This window comes from Candidatus Zixiibacteriota bacterium (assembly GCA_035574315.1).
Taxonomy (GTDB): Bacteria; Desulfobacterota; Binatia; order UBA9968; family UBA9968; genus DATLYW01.
On the sequence record DATLYW010000007.1, the window covers coordinates 18,118 to 37,886 of the forward strand.

16 protein-coding genes are annotated in these 19,769 nt (G+C 66.8%); 4 read left to right on the plus strand and 12 right to left on the minus strand.

Annotated features, from left to right (window positions below; genetic code table 11):
- Nucleotides 1-65: 65 nt before the first annotated feature.
- The 3 genes from VNN77_00945 to VNN77_00955 are packed head-to-tail and all read right to left on the minus strand — an operon-like array spanning nt 66 to nt 3,107.
- A complete protein-coding gene (locus VNN77_00945) occupies nt 66-1,106 on the minus strand; it encodes a tripartite tricarboxylate transporter substrate binding protein (GenBank protein HXG49956.1) in 1,041 nt (346 codons plus the stop codon).
- The gene (locus VNN77_00950; GenBank protein ID HXG49957.1) at nt 1,103-2,659 is read right to left on the minus strand and encodes a tripartite tricarboxylate transporter permease; all 1,557 of its coding nucleotides are present in this window, start codon (nt 2,657-2,659) and stop codon (nt 1,103-1,105) included. The genes VNN77_00945 and VNN77_00950 overlap by 4 nt, the downstream gene beginning before the upstream one ends.
- A gap of 4 nt (nt 2,660-2,663) precedes the next feature.
- Nucleotides 2,664-3,107 carry a tripartite tricarboxylate transporter TctB family protein gene (locus VNN77_00955; GenBank protein ID HXG49958.1) on the minus strand — a complete coding sequence of 148 codons (444 nt, stop codon included), beginning with the start codon at nt 3,105-3,107 and terminating at the stop codon, nt 2,664-2,666.
- A gap of 106 nt (nt 3,108-3,213) precedes the next feature.
- On the opposite strand from VNN77_00955, the gene VNN77_00960 reads away from it, so the two are divergent.
- Nucleotides 3,214-3,714, plus strand: coding sequence for a hypothetical protein (locus VNN77_00960; GenBank protein ID HXG49959.1), 501 nt, complete (start codon nt 3,214-3,216; stop codon nt 3,712-3,714).
- A 19-nt stretch (nt 3,715-3,733) separates the two neighbouring features.
- Here VNN77_00960 and VNN77_00965 read toward each other — a convergent pair whose 3' ends face one another.
- The 8 genes from VNN77_00965 to VNN77_01000 all read right to left on the minus strand — a co-directional run bounded on the left by VNN77_00965 (nt 3,734) and on the right by VNN77_01000 (nt 14,617).
- Nucleotides 3,734-5,278, minus strand: a complete 1,545-nt coding sequence (locus VNN77_00965; GenBank protein ID HXG49960.1) for a SagB family peptide dehydrogenase — start codon at nt 5,276-5,278, stop codon at nt 3,734-3,736.
- Nucleotides 5,279-5,343: 65 nt separating this feature from the next.
- Complete coding sequence (locus VNN77_00970; GenBank protein HXG49961.1) at nt 5,344-7,641, minus strand: xanthine dehydrogenase family protein molybdopterin-binding subunit; 2,298 nt, start codon at nt 7,639-7,641, stop codon at nt 5,344-5,346.
- A 123-nt stretch (nt 7,642-7,764) separates the two neighbouring features.
- Nucleotides 7,765-8,898 carry an enolase C-terminal domain-like protein gene (locus VNN77_00975; GenBank protein HXG49962.1) on the minus strand — a complete coding sequence of 378 codons (1,134 nt, stop codon included), beginning with the start codon at nt 8,896-8,898 and terminating at the stop codon, nt 7,765-7,767.
- Nucleotides 8,895-10,271, minus strand: coding sequence for an MmgE/PrpD family protein (locus VNN77_00980; GenBank protein ID HXG49963.1), 1,377 nt, complete (start codon nt 10,269-10,271; stop codon nt 8,895-8,897). Before VNN77_00980 ends, VNN77_00975 begins: the two co-directional genes overlap by 4 nt.
- Nucleotides 10,272-11,252, minus strand: a complete 981-nt coding sequence (locus VNN77_00985; GenBank protein ID HXG49964.1) for a tripartite tricarboxylate transporter substrate binding protein — start codon at nt 11,250-11,252, stop codon at nt 10,272-10,274.
- 186 nt (nt 11,253-11,438) lie between these two features.
- Nucleotides 11,439-12,950: a tripartite tricarboxylate transporter permease gene (locus tag VNN77_00990; GenBank protein ID HXG49965.1), complete on the minus strand. Its 1,512-nt coding sequence runs from the start codon at nt 12,948-12,950 to the stop codon at nt 11,439-11,441.
- Nucleotides 12,951-12,955: 5 nt separating this feature from the next.
- A complete protein-coding gene (locus tag VNN77_00995; protein ID HXG49966.1) occupies nt 12,956-13,417 on the minus strand; it encodes a tripartite tricarboxylate transporter TctB family protein in 462 nt (153 codons plus the stop codon).
- A gap of 102 nt (nt 13,418-13,519) precedes the next feature.
- Nucleotides 13,520-14,617, minus strand: coding sequence for a mandelate racemase/muconate lactonizing enzyme family protein (locus tag VNN77_01000; GenBank protein HXG49967.1), 1,098 nt, complete (start codon nt 14,615-14,617; stop codon nt 13,520-13,522).
- A gap of 494 nt (nt 14,618-15,111) precedes the next feature.
- Here VNN77_01000 and VNN77_01005 point away from each other — a divergent pair, with 494 nt between their 5' ends.
- The 3 genes from VNN77_01005 to VNN77_01015 all read left to right on the plus strand — a co-directional run bounded on the left by VNN77_01005 (nt 15,112) and on the right by VNN77_01015 (nt 17,988).
- Nucleotides 15,112-16,239 (plus strand): amidohydrolase family protein, encoded by a 1,128-nt coding sequence (locus tag VNN77_01005; protein HXG49968.1) that lies wholly within the window; start codon nt 15,112-15,114, stop codon nt 16,237-16,239.
- A 61-nt stretch (nt 16,240-16,300) separates the two neighbouring features.
- Nucleotides 16,301-17,377: an MBL fold metallo-hydrolase gene (locus tag VNN77_01010; GenBank protein HXG49969.1), complete on the plus strand. Its 1,077-nt coding sequence runs from the start codon at nt 16,301-16,303 to the stop codon at nt 17,375-17,377.
- A gap of 149 nt (nt 17,378-17,526) precedes the next feature.
- Complete coding sequence (locus tag VNN77_01015; GenBank protein ID HXG49970.1) at nt 17,527-17,988, plus strand: heme-binding protein; 462 nt, start codon at nt 17,527-17,529, stop codon at nt 17,986-17,988.
- A gap of 39 nt (nt 17,989-18,027) precedes the next feature.
- Here VNN77_01015 and VNN77_01020 read toward each other — a convergent pair whose 3' ends face one another.
- Nucleotides 18,028-19,710, minus strand: a complete 1,683-nt coding sequence (locus tag VNN77_01020; GenBank protein HXG49971.1) for a thiamine pyrophosphate-binding protein — start codon at nt 19,708-19,710, stop codon at nt 18,028-18,030.
- Nucleotides 19,711-19,769: the final 59 nt, after the last annotated feature.

Sequence of the window (19,769 nt, forward strand, 5' to 3'; positions counted from 1 at the left end):
CAGCCGGACCGCCGTCCCCCCGCAAGAATCTTGGCTCCAGGCCCCGACGAAGCCTCCCCTCAGGGTTACTTGGCCGGGGGAAGTTTGGCCTCCGGAATCTCGACCCTGCCGATCCGTCTGATCGCTGCCGCGAGCATCTTTGCGTCCTTCTCCCAGAATTTCTGGAATTCCGGCGCATCCATGTAGGCAATCGGGGTTGCCAGCTTCTCCATAGCGGCCTTGAACTCGGGCGTGTTCACCGCCTGCTTCACGGTCTCGCGGATCCTGGCCATGACGGCGTTCGGCGTCCCCCGAGGAGCGAACATTCCCGCCCAGATATAGAACTCGATGTCGTAGCCGAGCTCTCTGAAAGTGGGCACGTCGGGCAGCGAAGCGACCCTCTTCGCGCCCCAACCCGCCAGCGGACGGAGCTTGCCCGCCTTGATTTGCGGAATCACGACAGCCGGTCCGGATGCCAGGGTATCCACATGCCCTCCGAGGATCGCCGTCAATGCCGGCCCCGCCCCGGCGTAGGGCACGTGCTTCAACTCGATCCCCGCGGCGTGGGAAAACATCTCCGTCGCCATGTGCAAGGTGCCGTAGACCCCGGAAGAAGAAAAGGAGATCTCGCCCGGCCGCTTTTTTGCGTCGTCCACGAAGTCCTTGATGCTCTTCCACGGACGGTCCGCATGCACGACGAAGATCGTCGGGTCCGCGGAAATCAGCGCAATGGGAACGAGCTGGTCCATGGTGTAGGCCGGCTTGCGGTTGAACAGCTTGTCCGCTTCCGGGATGATCGAAATGCTCGACAGCGCCATCAGCAAGGTGTAGCCGTCGGGTTTGCTGTTGGCGACGAAAGACATGCCGACCGCGCCGGCCGCTCCGGTCTTGTTGACGACGACAACCGGACTCTTGAGGACCTTCTCCATCGCCGCCGCCACCGGCCGGGCCGTGAGATCGGCCACGCCTCCCGGAGGAAACGGCGCGACCAGCGTGATAGGACGGCTCGGGTATTTCTCTTGCGCCAGCGATTCGACGCCGGTGCCGAGCGCCGCGGCGACCAGAAGCACGAAAAAAGCCATCCGGCGGCGGCCGTGGTGAATATCGCGATCACCGATCGTGCTCATCGTTCACCTCCCGTCAGGGTCTGGATATCCTGTTCTTGCCCGTGGGCAAGCCCGAGTTTTTGCCGCCAATCCTTTCTCTTCATGAGGACAGGAACCGCGCTCAGCAGGAGCAACGCGAGACCCGCGGCCAGCAGCCCCGCCGCGATCGGGCGGTGGAAAAAAATTCGATAGCTTCCCGACGACATCGACAGCGACTGCCGAAAGCTCATTTCCAGCATCGGCGCCAGCACCAGCCCCAATACTATCGGCGCGGTCTCGAAGTCAAACTTGCGCAGCAAATAACCGAGCGCGCCCATGACCGCCATGATGCCGACGTCGACTGCGCTCCCGTTGACCGCGTACACTCCGAGAACGCAAAACATCAGGATGGCGGGGTAAAGCAGAGGGTAGGGAATCCTCAGCACGTTGACGAAGACCCCGACGAGCGGGAGATTCAAGATCAAAAGGACGAGGTTCCCGACGTACATGCTGGCAATGAAGCCCCAGAAAAGGTCCGGCTGCTGCGAGATGAGCAGAGGTCCCGGCGAGATTCCGTGCACCATCATCGCCGCGATCATCACCGCGGGGATCGGGCCCGACGGCACCCCGAGCGCGAGCATGGGCACGAAAGCGCCCGACGTGGCAGAATTGTTGGCCGACTCCGGACCCGCAACGCCTTCGATGGCGCCGTGGCCGAAGCGCTCCGGATGCCTCGACAGACGTCGTTCCAGCGCATAGGAGACGAACGACGAGATGATGTGGGCCGAGCCCGGAATGATGCCGACCAGGAAGCCGAGAACGGTTCCCCGACCGATCGGCCACAGCGAATCCCGCCACTCCTCGCGGGACGGAAGCAGCTCTTTCAAGCGGGGCTTGATCACTTCCGGCACGGAGGGCTGTCCGGCGGTGAGCAGAATCTCGGAAAGACCGAACAGTCCGACCGCCACCGGAACCACTCCGATCCCGTCACCGAGCTCGAGCAAGCCGTAACCGAAGCGAAAGAATCCCGTCATGGGATCGATACCGATCATGCCGAGCAGAAGGCCGAGGATCGCCATGGCGAGAGACTTCAGCGTCGAGCCCCCGCTCATGTACGCGAGCGCGAGGAGGCCTAGAAGCAACAGGGCAAAATATTCAGGCGGTCCGAAACGGAGCGCGAAATTCGCCAGCGGCGGAGCGAGAAGCATCAGGCCGAGAACGCTCGCCGTCCCCGCGACGTAGGAACCGACCGCGGCAACGGCCAGAGCGGCGCCGGCCCGGCCCTTGCGGGTCAGCGCGTAACCGTCCAGGCAGGTCATGACGGAAGCCGCCTCGCCGGGGATGCGCATCAAGATCGAGGTCGTGGATCCGCCGTACATGGCTCCATAGTAGATCCCGGCCAGAAGCACGATGGCCGAAGTCGGATCGAGACCGAAAGACGCGGGCAAGAGCAGGCTGATGCCGGCGAGCGGACCTACTCCCGGCAGCACGCCGACCAGCGTTCCGACGACGCAGCCGATCACCGCGTACGGCAGCACGCCCGGGGCAACGGCCACTGAAAACCCGGTATAGAGATTATTCAGGGTTTCAACCATACGGTCAGAACCCGAGCGGTCCTTCGGGGAGCGGCACTCTCAGGATCGTATGAAAGAGAAAAAAAGAACCGAACGCCATCGTCGAGGCAAATGCCAGCGACACCAGCCAGCCCTGCTTTTCGACGACCTTGACCAGAAACAGCAGCACCAGGACGAGCGTGAGCCGATAACCGAGACGTTCGATGGCAGCTACGGAAAACGCCGAGGCCGCCGAGATCGCCAGCGTATGGCGCCACTCCACCCAGCGAAGCGAGCCGAGCGACGGAGCGCCGCCGGAGACGCAGATCAGGGAGAGACCGGTGAGCAGGAGCAGGGCGGCCAGGACGACCGGCAGGAACCCCGGTCCCGGTTGACGCAACGTCCCGAACGGCAGATGCCGGCTTTCCCAGAGAACCCAGAGCGAGAACAGCGCCAGCACGCCTCCCGAGACCCGGTCGGTCGTCGCCATCGGGCGGATACTAGCAAGCTCTGCGCGGGGTTGCCAGCGGATTTCCGCGTTGACGGTGGCTCGGATGATTTGTTAAATGTCGTCCATCTTGGGCCAGGAGGCCGCCATGGGATTCACACTCGACAGGCTCGCCGCCGAATGCCGCCGCATCCTCGAGGAGGATCCGGGGCCTTCGGGACGGATCCGGATTCGCGATCTCGTACAGCAGGTGCTCGAGGACCGCGAGTTTCTCGCCACCTATCTCAACGACAACACCCCGGAGCGGCAGGTGCTTTACGAGGACCCCGAGCTGGGCTTTTGCATCTGCGCCCACATGAACCGCGGCCCCAAGGAATCCAATCCGCACGATCACGGCTCCTCCTGGGCGATCTACGGCCAGGCGATCGGCGAGACCGAGATGAGCGACTGGGAAGTCCTCGAACCGCCGGCCGACGGCAGGCCGGGGAAGGTGCGCCGGGCTCGGGTCTACACGCTCAAGCCGGGCATGGCCCACCTCTACAACGAAGGCGACGTGCACTCGCCGCGGCGCGCCGCGTCCACCGGTCTTATCCGGATCGAGGGAAAGAACACGGAAAAGATGAAGCGCGCCGCCTACACGGCGGTCTGAAGCGCCCCGCCGGGCGTCTTCACCGCTTTCGCGGCCGGCTTGCGGATTTCCCGAGGGCGACGAGGAACATGACGCTTTTGCGGCTTGCGTGCGGCGAGAAGAAGTCGATCACGTCATCGTCGAAAAAGGTGAGCCCGGAGGCGCCTAGGCCCAGGGCATAGGCGGCGAGATAGAGCCTGCCGCCGGTGATCGCGGCCTCGAGCAGCGCCGCCCGGTAGCCGCGATTGCCGAACCGCCCGAGCACCCGGTGGAGGTCGGCGAGAAAGTAGACGTTGACCGAGCAGTCCGCCGGGATCTCCTGCCCGAGGCCGAGGTATCCCGCCTCGCTCCGGAAGTCCCCCTCTTTCAGCAGCTCGAGAGCGCGCTCCGCCCGACGGTAGACATAAGCGCCGGGGACGAGCCCGTCTACGGCATTGACGATCAGGTAAAGATCGTTGAGCGGCGCCGCGGTGAAATCCCCCGGGATGGGGCGGGTCGCCCGCTCGATCATCGTCGAGAGCTGACGAAACCCGATCGCTTCCCGGGCGAAGCGGCGCGTCGAGCCGCGCCGCTGCACGACCTCCTCGAGTGAATCCCGCGGCAGCTCGCTTTCCCCGAGCGGCTCCAGCGGCACGAGCTTGCCCGTCGGACCGGGCTCCGCCGCCGGCTCCGTCTCGCGAGCCCGCTCGCGCCATACGGCCGCTTCCGCGCCGCTCTCCAGCGATGAGGCCTCGTGCATCGCCCGGATCTCGGGATAATCGACCTCGCTTCTCGACAGCGGCTCGGTCTCGAAGCTCGCTTCTTCGATCGCCGGCGCGCCGGTCGCGGAAACCGGAGACCCCTCGCCCAGCGCAACCAGGCTCAGCGTCCCCTCGCGAAGCGGATCCAGACCGAGCAGGCGCCCGACCAGGGCGTCTTCGAAGCCGAGCACGATGCGCGCGCGCAGGCGCCGGGCCGACGCCGCCGCGAGCAGATTCGCCAGAATCGTCCCGTTGTCCCAGTAGCAATGGCGATAGGCGCGCGCCCGGTATTTCCAGGCATTGCGCCAGTAGGTCGAGGCCGACGCGACGATCACCGGCGCCTCGGAGATCGCCGGCTCGGCGCCGCACGCGGCCGCGACCGCCGATCGGTAGTCTCCGGAGCGCAACCTGCGGAGGGAAAAATCGTGCGGCCCGAAGTGATACACGCCGGCGGCGAGCCCCGGCAACTCTCCGCAGATCGGATAGAGATCGATGTGGTAGAGCGCGCCGGTGCAGGCGGCCGCGCGGAAGAGGATCTCTCCTCCGGGGTAGCGCTTGCGTTTGGTGATTCCCGCGGCCAGGTAGAGAATTTCGGCGAGCGCCTGCAGGGAAGGAATCGCCGGCGCGCCGCTCGCGCCCTCGGCCGCGGCGATCGCGTCGAGCGCGGGCACGCCGGCGGAAGCGAGGTGCTCCGGCAGACGGATCGGCTCGAGCTTCGGATACAGCTTGAAGGGCAGGGGCTGGTTGTCCCAGTCGAGAAAATGCGGTCCGGCCTGCACGCTGCGATAGGAGTGCTTGGTGGCGTTGTGGTAGTTCCAGGCGGCCTGCAGGTCGAGATTTTTCATTCCGTTTTTTACCTCGCGCGAGCCGCAAGCGCCCTTCGGCGGCGGCGCGCCTTCGAGGCGCCTTCTCAGAGGCCTTGCAGCCGGGCGAACACTTTCTCCGGCGTCAGCGGCAGATCGAAGACGCGCACGCCGACGGCGTCCTGCACGGCGTTGGCGATCGCGGCGGCCGTCGGCACGTTGGGAATCTCGGCGATCGCTTTTCCCTGAAACGGCGTCGGTCCGGTATCGCTCTCGATCACCAGCGTCGTCAGCCTCGGCACGTCCGCCGGGTTGGGAATCTTGAACTCGCCGAGATTCGCCGTTGCGATCTTTCCGTCCACCAGCGGATTTTCCTCCATCAGCGCGAAGCCGAGCCCGGTGATCACGCCGCCGTCGATCTGGCCCTGATAGGTCAGGCGGTTGAGCACCTTGCCCGCATCGTGCACGGTGGTGAGCCTGCGTACCGTGATCTTTCCCGTGGCGCGATCGACCTCCACCTCCGCCACCTGGGCGGCGAACGAGGTGATCGGCGCCCGCGACGGCTCGTAGATGCTCAGGTGCGTGAGCGGCCCACGGTTCTCGGCGACCGCCAGGCCGATCATCTCGGCGAACGGAGCCGGCTTGCGCCCCGGCGCGGCGTATCCGCCTTTCTCCGCCCTCAGCTCCTCGCGCCGGCAGCCGAGGCGCGCCGCCGCCAGAGCGAGGATTTTTTCCTTGATCTCCGCGGCGGCCTGGTAGGCCGCATGCCCCACGCTGTTGGTCGACTTGCTCCCGCCGGTCCCCGAATCGTAGGGCGAGCTCTCGGTGTCCTCGACGCGCACCGCTACCCGATCGCGGTCGACCTCCAGGATCTCGCCGACGATCTGCTGGACCACCGTGTGGATTCCGGGACCAACGTCCGGAACGCCCACCAGAACCGTGACGCGCCCTTCGCCGTCGACGGTGATCGCGGCCCCCGAGCGTCCCGCGCCGGACGGCCGCTCGTACAGCGCGATGCCGCGGCCGACGTTCTTGGGCTTGGGCTTGCTCCAGCCGCTCGCGCTCACCGCCTTTTCCAGCGTTTCGTGCGCGAGCAGTTTATGCAGCTTCTGGCCGAACGGCGTCGGCTCGCCGTCGTTCAGGAGGTTTCTCCGCCGAAACTCCACCGGGTCCATCCCCAGCTCGCGCGCGATCACGTCGATTTGCGATTCCATGGCGAAAACCACCTGCGGGGCTCCCGGGGTGCGGGTCTGCGTGCAGGCCGGATGGTTGGTGTAGGCGCACAGCGTCTCCACCGATATCGCCGGGATTCGGTAGTAGTTCGCCACCCGGCGCGGCCCCTGGACCGTGACTTCCGGGTTGGCCTTGAGCGCCGCGTACGCGCCGCCGCCGAAGACCACCCTCGCCTCCAGCGCGCACAGGCGCGCCTTCGCATCCACGCCGGTGCGCAGCGTGATCACCGCCGGGTGGCGGTGCGGTGCGGCAACCAGCTCCTCGGCGTAGCTGTGCACGAGCTTCACCGGCCGGCCGGAGCGCTCGGCCAGAAAATAGCAGATCGGCGCTTCCAGAACCGAGCTCTTGCCGCCGAAGTCGCCGCCGACCGGCAGGATGTGAACCTTGATCCTGGCCGCATCGAGCCCCAGATCTCGCGCAAGCCGGTCCCGCAGCGAAAACGGCGACTTGTTCGAGGCCCAGATCTCCACGCTTCCGTCCGCGCCGGTCCGCACGATGCACGCGTGCGGCTCGATGTAGGCATGAAAGCCGAGCGGCGTGCGAAACGTGTGGGTGAAAATGCGCGCGGCTCTGGCGAACGCCGCTTCGACGTCGCCGCTGCTCCACCGCCCGAGCGACTGGACGTTCGGCAGCTCGGTCGAGCGTTCGGGCGCGTTCCTGTAGGCGGCCGGATTGTCGTGGAGCACGGGCGCGCCGGGCCGGATCGCTTCGAGGGGATCGGTCACGAAGGGAAGCGCCTCGTAGCGGACCTCGATCAACCCGAGGGCTTCTTCCGCGATCTCCGGCGTGTCGGCCGCAACCGCCGCCACCGGCTCCCCCGCGTAGCGCACCCGATCGCGGGCGAGCACCGGCATGTCCTTCATCCTCAGGCCGGTGAGAACCGGAGGAATGTCGGCCCCCGTGATCACCGCGCGAACGCCCGCAAGCCCGGCCGCCCTCGAAGCATCGACGCGGATGATGCGCGCGTGCGGCAGCGGGCTGCGCAAGACCTTGCCCCAGAGAGCGTCCGGCACCGCCACATCGGCCGCATACCGCGTCCGGCCCGTGACCTTGTCCTCGCCTTCGACCCGGGGTACGGACTTACCGACGAACTTGTAGCCCATGGATCTTCTTCCTCCCGATGCATTCACCGGCAGGCCCTGCAGGCCGCCGGTGAGTTCGTATGCAGGCATTGCGGAACCCGCCGAAAAAAACGGTCGAGCGTTTCCGTCTCGCGGTCCGCGGTTCGTAGCTCCGCCATACGGCGAGCCGTAGCACCTGGCGCTTTTCGAACCGCTTGAACCATCCTCGCGTTCTCACCCTCGCCGATCACGCTGGCTGCGCTCGCGCAGCTCGACCAGCCTCGCCTTGTTCACGCTCACCCCGAGGCCCGGCCCGGCGGGAAGCGCGACCCTGCCGCCCTGCAAGACGAACGGAGCGCAGAGGTCGTGCTCGCCGAGGCGCAAAAAGCCCGTCATCTCTCCTCCGCTTTGCGCATTTCCCAGCGCGGCGTGGAGGTGCATTTCGGCTGCCGAGAGGATCGCCGTGCAGGCGCTTCCCTGTCCGATGACGATCGGCAGATCCACCGCCGAGGCGATCGCGGCGACCTGCATCGCTCTGTGGAATCCGCCGATGTGCGTGAGTTTTACCTTGAAAAGATCGGCCGCCTGCTCCCTCACCACCGCGAGCGCGTCGGCTGGAGAGCCGACACTTTCCTGGGCAGCGATCGGAATACCGCAGGCGCGCCTCAGCTCGGCGAGGCTCCTGAGGTCTCCCCGGGCCAGCGGTTGCTCGGCGTCGGCGATGCGAAAGCGGCCGAGCTCGCCCAGGACGCGGCGCGCTTCCGCGAAGGAATAGGCGGCGTTGCCGTCGACCCGGACGATCGCTTCTTCTCCGACCGCCTCCCGCACCGCGGCGACCCGGTCGACGTCGGTTTCCCGGCCTTCCTGTCCGATTTTGACCTTGAAGGCACGAAACCCGCGGCGTTTGAGCTCGCGGGCGCGCTCGGCGATCGCCTGAGGCCCGAGGTCCAGGCCAAGGCCGCCAACAAGATCGATCTCGGTTCGGTACGGACCGCCGAGCAGGCGGTACAGCGGAACGCCGCAAGCCCTTGCGGCCGCGTCCCGCAGCGCCGTCTCGAGCGCGGCCTTGGCCGCCGGATGGCCGGCGCGGCTGCCGTGAAGCCTGGCCAGCACCCGGCCGGTCTCCCTGAGATCCATGCCGATCACCGCCGCAGCGAAATGCCGCTGCACCATCACCTCGAGGGTTTCCAGCGTCTCGTAAGTGTTGCCCGGGCGGCCCTGGGTCGCCTCGCCCCACCCCTCGATCCCGTCCTCCGTTTCGACGCGAACGATCAACGACCGGCAGTCTTCCAGAAAACCGGCAGCACCCCCGTAGATTTCCGCGACGGGCAGAATCAGAGGATAGACTTCGACGCGGACGATCTTCATGGCGCGCGGAGAAGGCGGCCGAGCTGCGAGGCGTCGTCGAGCCTCTCCACCCGGTCGACCGTTTCGATCAGGCGCGCGAGCTTCGCCTCCGGCAGGAGGCGGCGGGTGAGAAGCGCGACTTTTTCCTCCAGCTCCGGCCGGCTGAGCGGGTTGCGCGGCGTCCCGCGGAAGTGGACCACCAGCTCGGAGAGCCGCCTCCCGCCCTTGAGCGTTAGGTTCACGCGCGCGGCCCGGTCCCATCCCTTCCGTTCGATCTCGCGGTCGACCCGCAGCCGCACCTTGCGCATGGCGGCCGCGATTCGCGGGTCGGAGACGATCTTTTCCGAGAACGATTCCGGGTCCTTCGGATCGCGATAGAGGCTGAGCGCGACGCAGAACGGGATGCTGTACTGGGCCGCCATGAGGTCCGCCGGACGGTGGATCGCGTGATGGGTGACGAGCTTTTCGATGCCGCCGATCTCGATTGCCGCGATCTCGTCGGGACGAAAGCCGTTTCGCCGCCGCAGCGCCTCCAGCGCCTCGATCGGCGCGTGCGCGTTGATGTGGCAGGCGTAGCGCTTGATGCAGATGTTGAGCGACTCGAACTCGCGCCCCAGCCCTCGGGTGAGGCGCGCCGGATCGGGCGCGTCGGAAAAGGCGCGGCAAAACCCGAACTCCCCCTCCAGAACCGTTTCCGGCCCGGCGAAGCCGCCGCGCGCCAGGAAAGCCGCGGTCGTGCCCCCCTCGGCCGCCTTGCCGAGGTGAAGCCGCTTGACCATCGCCCCTTCCCGGCAGCGCGAGAACTCGAGAAGGCCGCCGGAATACGATCCCGCGATCCCGAGGGCGTGCACCATCCGGTCTTCGCCGAGCCCCAACAGCTTTGCCGCCGCCACGGCGGCGCCGAAGGTGCCGGTGAGCCCCGGCGCGTGAAAGCCGCGCTTTTCGAGCGAGTTCCCCGCCGCGACACCGATGCGGGACATGACCTCGCAGCCGGCCACGAAGGCGGCGAGAAAATCTTTCCCGGAAGCGCGTCGGGCCTCTGCCACCGCCAGAGCCGGCAGAAACGCGGTGGCCCCCGGGTGGACGCCTGCGCCGGGCTGGCGCACGTTGTCCAGCTCGAAAGCGTGCGCCATGACGCCGTTCGCCAGAGCCGCGAGGTGCGGCGGAACCCCGCCGCGCTGGCCTGCAATCGTCGCCGGGCCGGCGGCCCGCAGGCCCCGTACGAAGCGCACGACGCTACGGCTCCACGGTTTGGTGGAGCCGTAGAGCGCAACCGCCAGGGTGTCGAGCAGGCAGTCCTTGGCGCGCGCGAGCACCTCCCCGGGGATATCCCGGTAGCGCAACGCCACCGCGTAGCGGGCAAGGACTCTCGTCGCTCCGGGACGCATCGTCATCTAGCGCACGACCTTGACGCCGGCTTCCTTGAGGATGTCGCGCATCTGCACCGTGAGCTCATCGAAGAACCGCCGCAGCTCGCCGCTCGCGAGATAGCCGTCCTCGAACTGATTGTCGCTCAGGTATTTTTTCCAGGAAGCGGTTTTGACGAAGCGGCTGAACACCCCTTCCCAGTATTTCGTCACGTCCGCGCCCACGCCGGGAGGCGCCACGACGCCGCGAGCCTGCGGGATCGTCGGCACGTTGATTCCCTGCTCCTTGAGCGTCGGCACGTCGGGAAAGGAGGGCAGCCGTTTGTCCGTCACGGCGGCAATCACCCGGAGGTTTCCGGCCCTGATGTGCTCGCCGGCTTCCTGCGGCTCCATGACCATCATCTGGACGTGGCCGCCGAGCAGATTGGCGATGCGCTCTCCCCCGCCCGGGAACGACACGTAGACCCATTTCGCGCCGGTCGCCTTCTCGATGACAAGGCGCACCAGGTTGTCGCGCCCGGTCACCGAGCCTCCCGATTGCTTGAGCTGGCCGGGATTTTTCTTCGCCGCCTCGATGAAATCCTTCATGCTCTTGTAGGGTGAATCGGCCTTCACGGCCACCACTGCAGGCTCGAGCACGAGGCGCACGATCGGTGTCAGATCCTTCACCGTCACCGTGGCCTCCTTGCTCGTCAGCGGATTGGTGACCCAGACCCCGGTGAAAAAGCCGAGCGTGTGGGTATCCCCCTTCTTCTCCGCGAGATAGGCCATGGCGACGGCGCTGCCGCCGCCGGACTTGTTCACCACCTGCAACCGCTGCGGCACGAGCTTTTCCTTCTGCAGCATCTCGGCGATGGCCCGCGCGAAGATGTCGGAGCCGCCGCCGGGTCCGGTATGGACCACCGCTTCCACCGGCCTGGTGGGCTCGAACGCGCTCGCGCTACCGCCCGCGGCGACGACGCACGATGCGGCAAACGCGACGAAAAGGCGAAACGGTTTGCTTAGCATAAGATCCTCCCCTCGAAAATTGTCGGTGAGCTGTTTCGTTGAGCGTCTATCCATCGCAGTCCGGCCGCTCGGGGCCGCGGTCGCGTGGAGCCCGAACCGTTCAAGCCGTTCAATCGCTTCGCTCCGTTCAAGCCGTGCCGCTCCGCGGCTCGACAAAAACGGGGAGCGGAAACTGTTCATAACAGGTCAGAGTTCTTGCTCGACGGCCTTCACCCTCCACGAACGAACGCGACCCAGCATCGGGACCGCGAGCAATACCCCGGCCGACAACAGCATCGCCGCCGCGAGCGGGCTTGCGACCAGAATGGTCAGCTTGCCCTGCGACATCATCAGCGACTGGCGCAGCGCCAGCTCGAGGCGATCGCCCAGAACCATCCCCAGCACGAGCGGCGCGGCGGGGAAATCGAGCTTGCGCATCAGGTAGCCGAGCAGGCCGAAGACGCCCAGCATCCAGACGTCGAAAAAGCTGTTGCTGATGCTGTACGCTCCGACGATCGAGATCCCCAGGATCGCCGGGTAAAGGACGTAGTACGGCACCTTGAGAATCTGCGCAAAGAGCGGCACCAGCGGCAGGTTCAAGACCAGCAGCATTACGTTCCCGATGTACATGCTGGCCACCAGCCCCCAGAACAGCCCCGGATGCTCCTGGATCAAGAGAGGTCCCGGGCGCAATCCCCAGAGAAGCAGCGCGCCGAGCAGAATCGCGGTCGTCGCCGATCCGGGGATGCCCAGCGTGAGCAGCGGCACGAGCGCTCCTCCGGTCTCGGAGTTGTTGGCGCCCTCGGGGGCGGCCACCCCCTCGATCACGCCGCTGCCGAACTTCTCCGGTCGCCGCGACACGGCCTTTTCCAGGCCGTAGGAGAGAAACGACGCGATCGTGGAGCCGGCGCCGGGGAGCACCCCGATGAAAAAGCCGACCACCGAACCGTTGAGAAAGGCGAAACGCGAGTCCTTGAGATCCTGCAGGCTCGGAAGCAGATTGCGGAGACCCTTGGGCACCTTGAAGATCTCGCCGCCGCTTTTCGTCTCGAGGTTCACGAGGACCTCGGCGATGGCGAACAAACCGATGCTGACGACGACGAAATCGATGCCGTCGAGAAGCTCCATGCGGCCGAAGGTGAATCGCGACTGAGCCGTGAAGACGTCCGTTCCCACTCCCGCGAGCCACAGGCCGAAGAGCGTCGCCAGGATCGCCTTGATGACCGAGCGGCCGGTCAAGAAGGCTACCATCGCCAGGCCGAGAACCATCAGGCCGAAGTACTCGGGGGGCCCGAAGCGCAACGCGAATTTCGCCACGGGAGGGGCGATGAACATCAGGCCGAGAACGCCGAAGGTGCCCGCAACGAACGAGGCGATCGCGGAGATCCCCAGCGCCGGACCGGCGCGGCCCTGGCGGGCGAGCTGGTAGCCATCGAGGCAGGTGACCACCGAAGCCGACTCTCCCGGAACGTTCAGGAGGATGGAGGTCGTCGAGCCGCCGTACTTTGCCCCGTAATAGATCCCCGCCATCATGATCATCGCCGTCGTCGGATCCATCTTGAAGGTCAGGGGCAGCAGGAGCGCGATGGTGGCGGGCGGGCCGAGACCCGGGAGCACGCCGACAATCGTCCCGAGAAACACGCCGACGAAACACCAGAGGAGGTTCGCCGGCGTGAGCGCGATCGAAAATCCCAGGATCAGATTGGCGATCGTTTCCATTTCCCTCAGAAGCCCAGCGGCCCGGACGGCAGCGACACGCCCAGCGCAACGTTGAAAACGAGGTGAAACCCGGCCATCAGGCCGAGCGCCACCGCGGCGGCGACCCACGGCGTGCGGCGGTCCATGACCAGGAGGAGAAACGCGGTCAGCAGCCCGAGGCCGAGGACAAAGCCGAGAAACGGCATCAGCGCGACCGTCAGGGCAAATGCCGCCCACGCGGCGAGCGCGCGGCCGATTTCCCCGCGGGAGCCACGAGCGGCTCTTTCGCCGCTTTCTTTCCCGAACAGGCAGACGTAGAGCATGGCGAGCGCGCCGATGAAGATCCCGATCCCGATCCACATCGGGAAGAAACCCGGCCCCGGCCCGAACTCGGAAACGTAGGGGAGCCGTCTCGCTTCGCGAATCACGAAAAGGCCGAAAGCGGCCGAGAGGATCCCGGCCGCCAGCTCCCCCCTGTCCTTCGTCATAGACCTCGCAACCTTCGCTGTCCGCCGGCCTTCGCCATCGGAGCGCCGGCGAAGGGGCCATTCATACTGCGTTTGGCCGAGGATTTCAAAAGCGCCCGCCCGTCACTCGGCAAGCCCCACCTTTTTCAAATCCAGGTCGACCCCGAGCCCGGGACGCGCCGGCGGCGCGAGAAAGCCGTCGACGATCTCCAGCCCCGTGCACGGATCGTCGGCCATGCGCTCGAACTCGCCGATCTCGCAGGGCAGAGCCAGATCTTTCAGGCTCGCCGCCAGGTGAACGTTGGCGGCATCGATCAGGCGGCTCCCCGGCGTGGTTCCTACGAGGTATTCCACTCCGGCCGCTTCGCACAGCGCGGCGGCCTTCCTGGCCTTGAGAAGGCCGCCGAGCTTGGGAAGCTTCAAGCTGATGACGTCCGCCGCGTCGGCCTCGATGATGCGAAGCGCGTCCTGAACGGTGTTCACGCTCTCGTCGGCCATGATCCGCGTCCGCACCCTTTTTTTCACCTCGGCCATCCCTTTAACATCGCCGGCCTTCACCGGTTGCTCGACGAGGGCCACGTCGTACGGCTCCATTGCTTCGATCCGCCGGATCGCCTCCTTGACGGAGCAAACCTGGTTGAAATCGACCGCGATCATCACGCTCGGGCCGACCGCTTCCCGTACGGCTTTCACTCGCTCGACGTCTTCGGCGAGCGTGGTTCCAACCTTGAGCTTGAGGGCGCTGCATCCCCGGGAAACCAGCGGCTTCACCTTTTCCGCCATCTCCCGGGGCGGATACATTCCCATCAGGCGGGTAACCCGCACGCGCGTGCGGACGGCCCCACCCAAGAGCTTGCAGGCAGGGAGGCCGGCTGCCTTTCCCATCAGGTCGAACAGCGCCAGATCGACGCCCGATTTCGCCGGCTCGGCGCGCGCGGCGAGCGAATCGAGCCTGAGCATGATCGCCTCGACGTCGAAAGGGTCGGCGCCGACGATCGCCGGGCCGAAAACCTCGTTGATGAGATAGAGATGGCCGGCGGCGGTGTCTCCCGTGAGATAGAGCGCTCCCGGGCTCGAAAGCCCGACGCCGGTCGAGCCGTCGTCGGCGTCGATCCGGACGAAGACCAGATCGTAGACGTCGCGCCCACCGAGGGCGACCTTCCAGCCTGTAATGATATTGTGCGCCCGGTAGAGGGCGGCGCGCACCCCGGTGATCCTCATCTCTCTGCCTGCCTTCGCGGGATTCGTCCGCGCATCTCTATTTATGCGATTCGACCGCCCCAGAGCAACCCGGGGGCACGTGCGGCGATCTGCGGCCGAGATCGGGCGGCGGCCCGAATTGACCGCCTCGCCCCCGGGGATGTATAAGAAGCACGCCGGTATCGTTCGGGGTCGCGGTTCCCGGTTCTTTGGCGTCTCAGAGCGGAAGGGCGTCCGGCGTTCAGGGTCCGGCGTCTTGCGTTCGTGCCGCGCTCTGCGTGTCTCGGTTTAAAAGCTCGAAGTTCCAGGTTCGAAGTTCGAAGTGAAGACCGGGGGGAGCTCGACGACCGGCACGATCTCGCCCGGCGCATCGCGGCGCCGGACGGCTTGACCGGTTTGAAGCGCTTGAACGGTTCGAACGACCGCCGAAGGCGGTCTTTCGGCTTGGACGGAGCGAAGCGGTTGAGCGGCTCGAACGATTTGAACGGCTTCTTTAAGCCCGGAGGTGCGCCGCCATGCGCTACATCGATGCCGACGGTCACGTCGAGGAAAGCCCATCCACGTTCGACGACAAGTATCTCGATCCGGCATTCCGCTCGCGGCGGCCGCGGGTGGTAAGCGTCAACGGCCTGATCTACTGGGCGATCGAGGAGCAGCTCTTTCCGCGCCGCGTCGGCCGGGGCTGCAACAACCTCGGAACTCCGGCGAGCTACGAAGGCAGACCCGCGGCCCACAGCCTGGGCAAGCCCGAAACCGTCGGCTGCATGGAGCTTACGGATCTGGAAGCGCGGCTGCGGATCATGGACGAGGAGGAGATCACGGTTCAGGTCCTCTACCCGACGCTTTTCCTCGCCTATCCCCTGACCGAGGACACCGCGCTGGCGAGCGCCCTTTGTTCGTCGTACAACCGCTGGCTGAGCGATCGGCTCGCCGGACAGCCCCGCTTGAAATGGGCAGGCGTCGTCAACCTGGACGATGCGGCCTCGGCGGCGCGCGAGGCGCGCGAGGTCAAGCAGCTCGGCGGCAGCGCCCTCATGGTTCTCGGCACCGCGGGCGAGCGCTTGCTCGATGACCCGGCGCTCTTTCCTTTTTACGAGGCCGTGTGCGAGGAGGGGCTGCCGCTCGCCGTCCACGTGGGGTGGTCCTGTCCGTCGCTGAACAATCTCTACGGCCACATTTATCTCTCGGGAGTGGTCGCGTTTCACTTCCCGGTGTTGATGGCCTTCGCCTCGCTCGTGGGCGGCGGCGTGCTCGATCGGTTCCCTTACCTGAGGGTCGTCTTCCTCGAGGCCGGCTCGATGTGGATACCGTACATGATCGATCGCCTGAACCACCGCTTCGAAAACCAGGGGAAAAAGCTGCCGCAGTTCCTGCCGCAGACGCGGCCGCTGCAAGCGCTTCCCGTCCTCGACTACGTGAAGCAGGGCAACCTCTTCTTCAGCGCGGAGCTCGAGGACACGATCCTTCCGCACGTGCTCGAGCTGGTCGGAGACACGCAGGTCGTCATGGGGACCGACATGCCGCACGGCGACCGGGAACGTTTCGCCGCTCGCGCGCTGCGGGCGCGCGCCGACCTGAGCGGCGCGGTCAAGGAAAAAATCCTGGAGCACAACCCCTCCCGTCTGTACAATCTCGCCGGCTGAAGGTCTCGGGCCGGCTCCCCGGTGGCGCCGGACCTTTCGCGCCGGTATCATGACCTTCGCGATGCGAAACGAGAACGCTTGCGGTGCCCGCCGCCGGATGTTGCGGGCGGCGATCGGGCTTCTGTCGGGACTCTTGCCGTTGAGCGGCTGCGGCAGCGTCGGCACCGAGCCGCTACCCGGACGCCCGCCGCATCACGTCGAGGGCGGCTTTCGCAACCCCAACCCCGATTTCCACCGGCCGTCCTCGTTGACGAGGTGGAGCTTCGTGACGCGGCGTCTCGTCTCGGGGATCATCGCGCCGAGGAGCTTCGACGCGCCCCGCGTCGCGAACGACGGCGCTCTTCTGCGGTCGGGCCACGTCAATCCGAGCGTCACCTGGATCGGCCATGCGACGATCCTGATCCAGATCGACGGCATCAACATTCTCACCGATCCGCAGTGGAGCGCGCGCGCCAGCCCCGTCTCCTGGGCCGGTCCCAGGCGCCTGAATCCGCCGGGCCTGGCGTTCGAGGACCTGCCGCGAATCCACGCGGTCGTCATCTCGCACGATCACTACGACCATCTCGATCTCCCCACCGTCAAGCGGCTTGCCGAGAGCCACGATCCGCTGTTTCTCGTGCCTCTGGGGCTCAAGGCGTGGTTCGCCGCGAACGGCATGAGCCGCGTCGAGGAACTCGACTGGTGGCAGGAGCATGCTTTTCGCGGAGCCCGCTTCGTTTGCGTCCCCGCTCAGCACTTTTCGCAGCGCACGCTCTGGGACGCCAACCGGCGGCTCTGGGCTTCGTGGGTGATCGAAGCCGACGGCCGGCGCATTTATTTCAGCGGCGACACCGGCTATTTCCCGGGCTTCGCGGAGGCGGGCCGCCGGCTGGGGCCGTTCGACATCGCCGCCCTGCCGATCGGCGCCTATCTTCCGCCCGAGATCATGAAACAGGTGCACCTCACTCCGGAACAGGCCGTCCAGGCCTTCATCGACCTCAGGGGAAGCGTGCTCCTCGGCACGCACTGGGGCACCTTCGATCTCGCGGACGAGCCGCTCGACGAGCCGCCGAGGCGCATGCTGGCCGAAGCCCGGCGCCGCGGCATCGATCCCGGGCGGGCCTGGATTCTCAAGATCGGCGAAACCCGCCGCTGGTAATTCCGCCGGGCGAGGCGGGCATGCGCCTCGGCGCGTTCGTTCGCGCGAGTGGACCGCGATCCGCTTCCGAAAACCGGACGGAGGTCGGTTGCGCTTGACAGTCGCGCAAGGGCGCAATAAGGGCTGCACCAAAAGGAGGGAGCCCTGTCATGATCAAGCTGGAGCAAGCCAATCGCATCATCCAGGCGGTTTTTTCCCGCGGCCGGGAGCTCGGCTGCCGGCCGCTCAGCGCGGTCGTCGTCGAGCCCGGCGCCAGCGTCAAGGCCTTCCAGAAAGAAGACGGGTCGTCGATGATGCGCTTTGAAATGGCCTGCGGCAAAGCTTACGCCGCGCTGGCGTTGGGCCGTTCATCCTCGCTCGTCCGGGTGCGCGCGGAGCAGCGCCCGATGTTCATGGACTATCTCATCCGCGCCTCGGGCGACCGGATTTTTCCCGAGGGCGGCGGCATGCTCATCCGGGACGAAGCGGGCGAGGTGATCGGGGCCGTCGGAGTCACCGGCGACACGCAGGAACGCGACGAGGAGCTTGCGGCATACGCGATCCGCGCCGCGGGACTCAAGACGGACCAGGACTGCGCCGGCCTTGGACTCAAGGTGAGGCTGGAGAACTGACGGCCGAGCCCGGATCGCCGCCGGCCGGTCCGCAAAGCCTCACGCGATCCATTCGGACACCGGCGCCGCCGCCTCCTCCAGCGGCTGGCACACCACGTCGACGAGGCTCGGCGCCTCCAGCGCCAGCGCTTCCTTCAGAGCGGGTCCCAGCTCTTCCGGCTCCGTGACGCGCCGGGCGTACATGCCGAAGGCGGCCGCCACGGCCGCATGGTCGGTCGGCAGAAAGTCCACTCCGAAATAGCGGCCGCCGCAGGTTGCCTTCTGCCCGGCCTTGATCCAGCCGTAGCTCGCGTTTGAGAGCACGATGAACGTGATCGGCAGCCAGTACCGGATCGCCGTTTCGAGCTCGCCGCAGCTGAAGCCGAAGCTGCCGTCGCCCATGATCGAGACGCACTTGGCGCCGGGACGCGCCAAGTATGCGCCGATCGCCGCCGGCAGCGAGTAGCCGAGCGCGCCGTGGGCGCGGTTCGAGAGAAAGCGCCGTCCGCTCTGCCGAAGCGGATAGTAAGCGGCAAAATAGGGGCAGGGCGTGCCGGCGTCGGCGACGATGACGGCATCGGGATCGAGAGTGCGGGCGAGCTCCGCCACCACTCGCTCGGGGCGGATCGGCTTTTCGGCCGACGCCGCCAGCTCGGAAAACCTGCGAAATTTCCGCTCGCGCGCTTCCCGGACGGGCGTTGGATCGAGCGGTCGGCGCGTGGTTCCGAGCGCCTCGTCGAGCGCGGCAAGCGCGAGCTTCGCGTCGCCGACCAGCGGCACGTCGACCGGATAATTGGCTCCCATCACGGCGGGGTCGACGTCGATGTGAATTACTCTGGCCGTTCCCGGCGCCGGGTGGCGCCAGCGCTCGGTCGTCACCGAGCCGGCGCGGCAGCCGACGAAGACGACGAGGTCCGCGGCGTCGACGATGGCCCGGGTCTCCAACGTTCCTCCGTTCGAGCCGACGACGCCGACCGCCAGCGGGTGGTCCTCGGCGATCGCTCCCTTGCCGCTGATGCTGGTCGCGACCGGAATCGAAAGGCGCTCGGCGAGACCGACGATTTCCTGCCCGGCGCCCGAGATCAGCACCCCCCCGCCGCAGATCATCACCGGGCGCGCCGCGGTCCTCAGAAGCTCGGCGGCCCGTTCGACCAGAACCCGGTCGGGAGCGACGCGGCGCGACGGGCAGCGCCCGAGCGTTGGATCGCCGCGCAGATCGTTTCCCTCCACGGGCGCCTTTTGCACGTCGAACGGGAGGCTTACGTGAACCGCTCCCGGCCGCCCGGTCGTCGCCCGGGCGAACGCGGCGCGAAACACCCGGGGTATGTCCTCCGCGCGGTCCAGCACCGCGTTCCACTTGGTCACCGGACGCATCAGAGCGCGCTGGTCGAGCTCGGTCAACGCGTAGCGGCCGCGCGCCGGGACGGAGACATCGCTGTTGATGCAGACGAGCGGTACGGAGGAGTCGTTTGCCTCGACGATCCCCGGCAGCATGTAGGTTACTCCGCCCCCGCTCGGCCCTTCGCAGACGCCGACCTTACCGGAAACCCGCGCGTACCCGTCGGCCATGTAGCCCGCCGACCGTTCGTCCCGGGCGAGGATATGGCGGATTCCGGATGGCCGCCGGGCGAGCGCGTCGTAAAACGGCAGACTCGTGTCGCCGCACAGGCCGAAAAGGATCTCCACGCCGTGGACTCTGAGCATCTCCACGACCGCTTCGGCACCGCTCAGCTTGTCGTTCATAGCGCCGAACCTAGTCGACACGACCGGGCGCTGTCAACGAGCGGTGTCGGCGGGCGAGG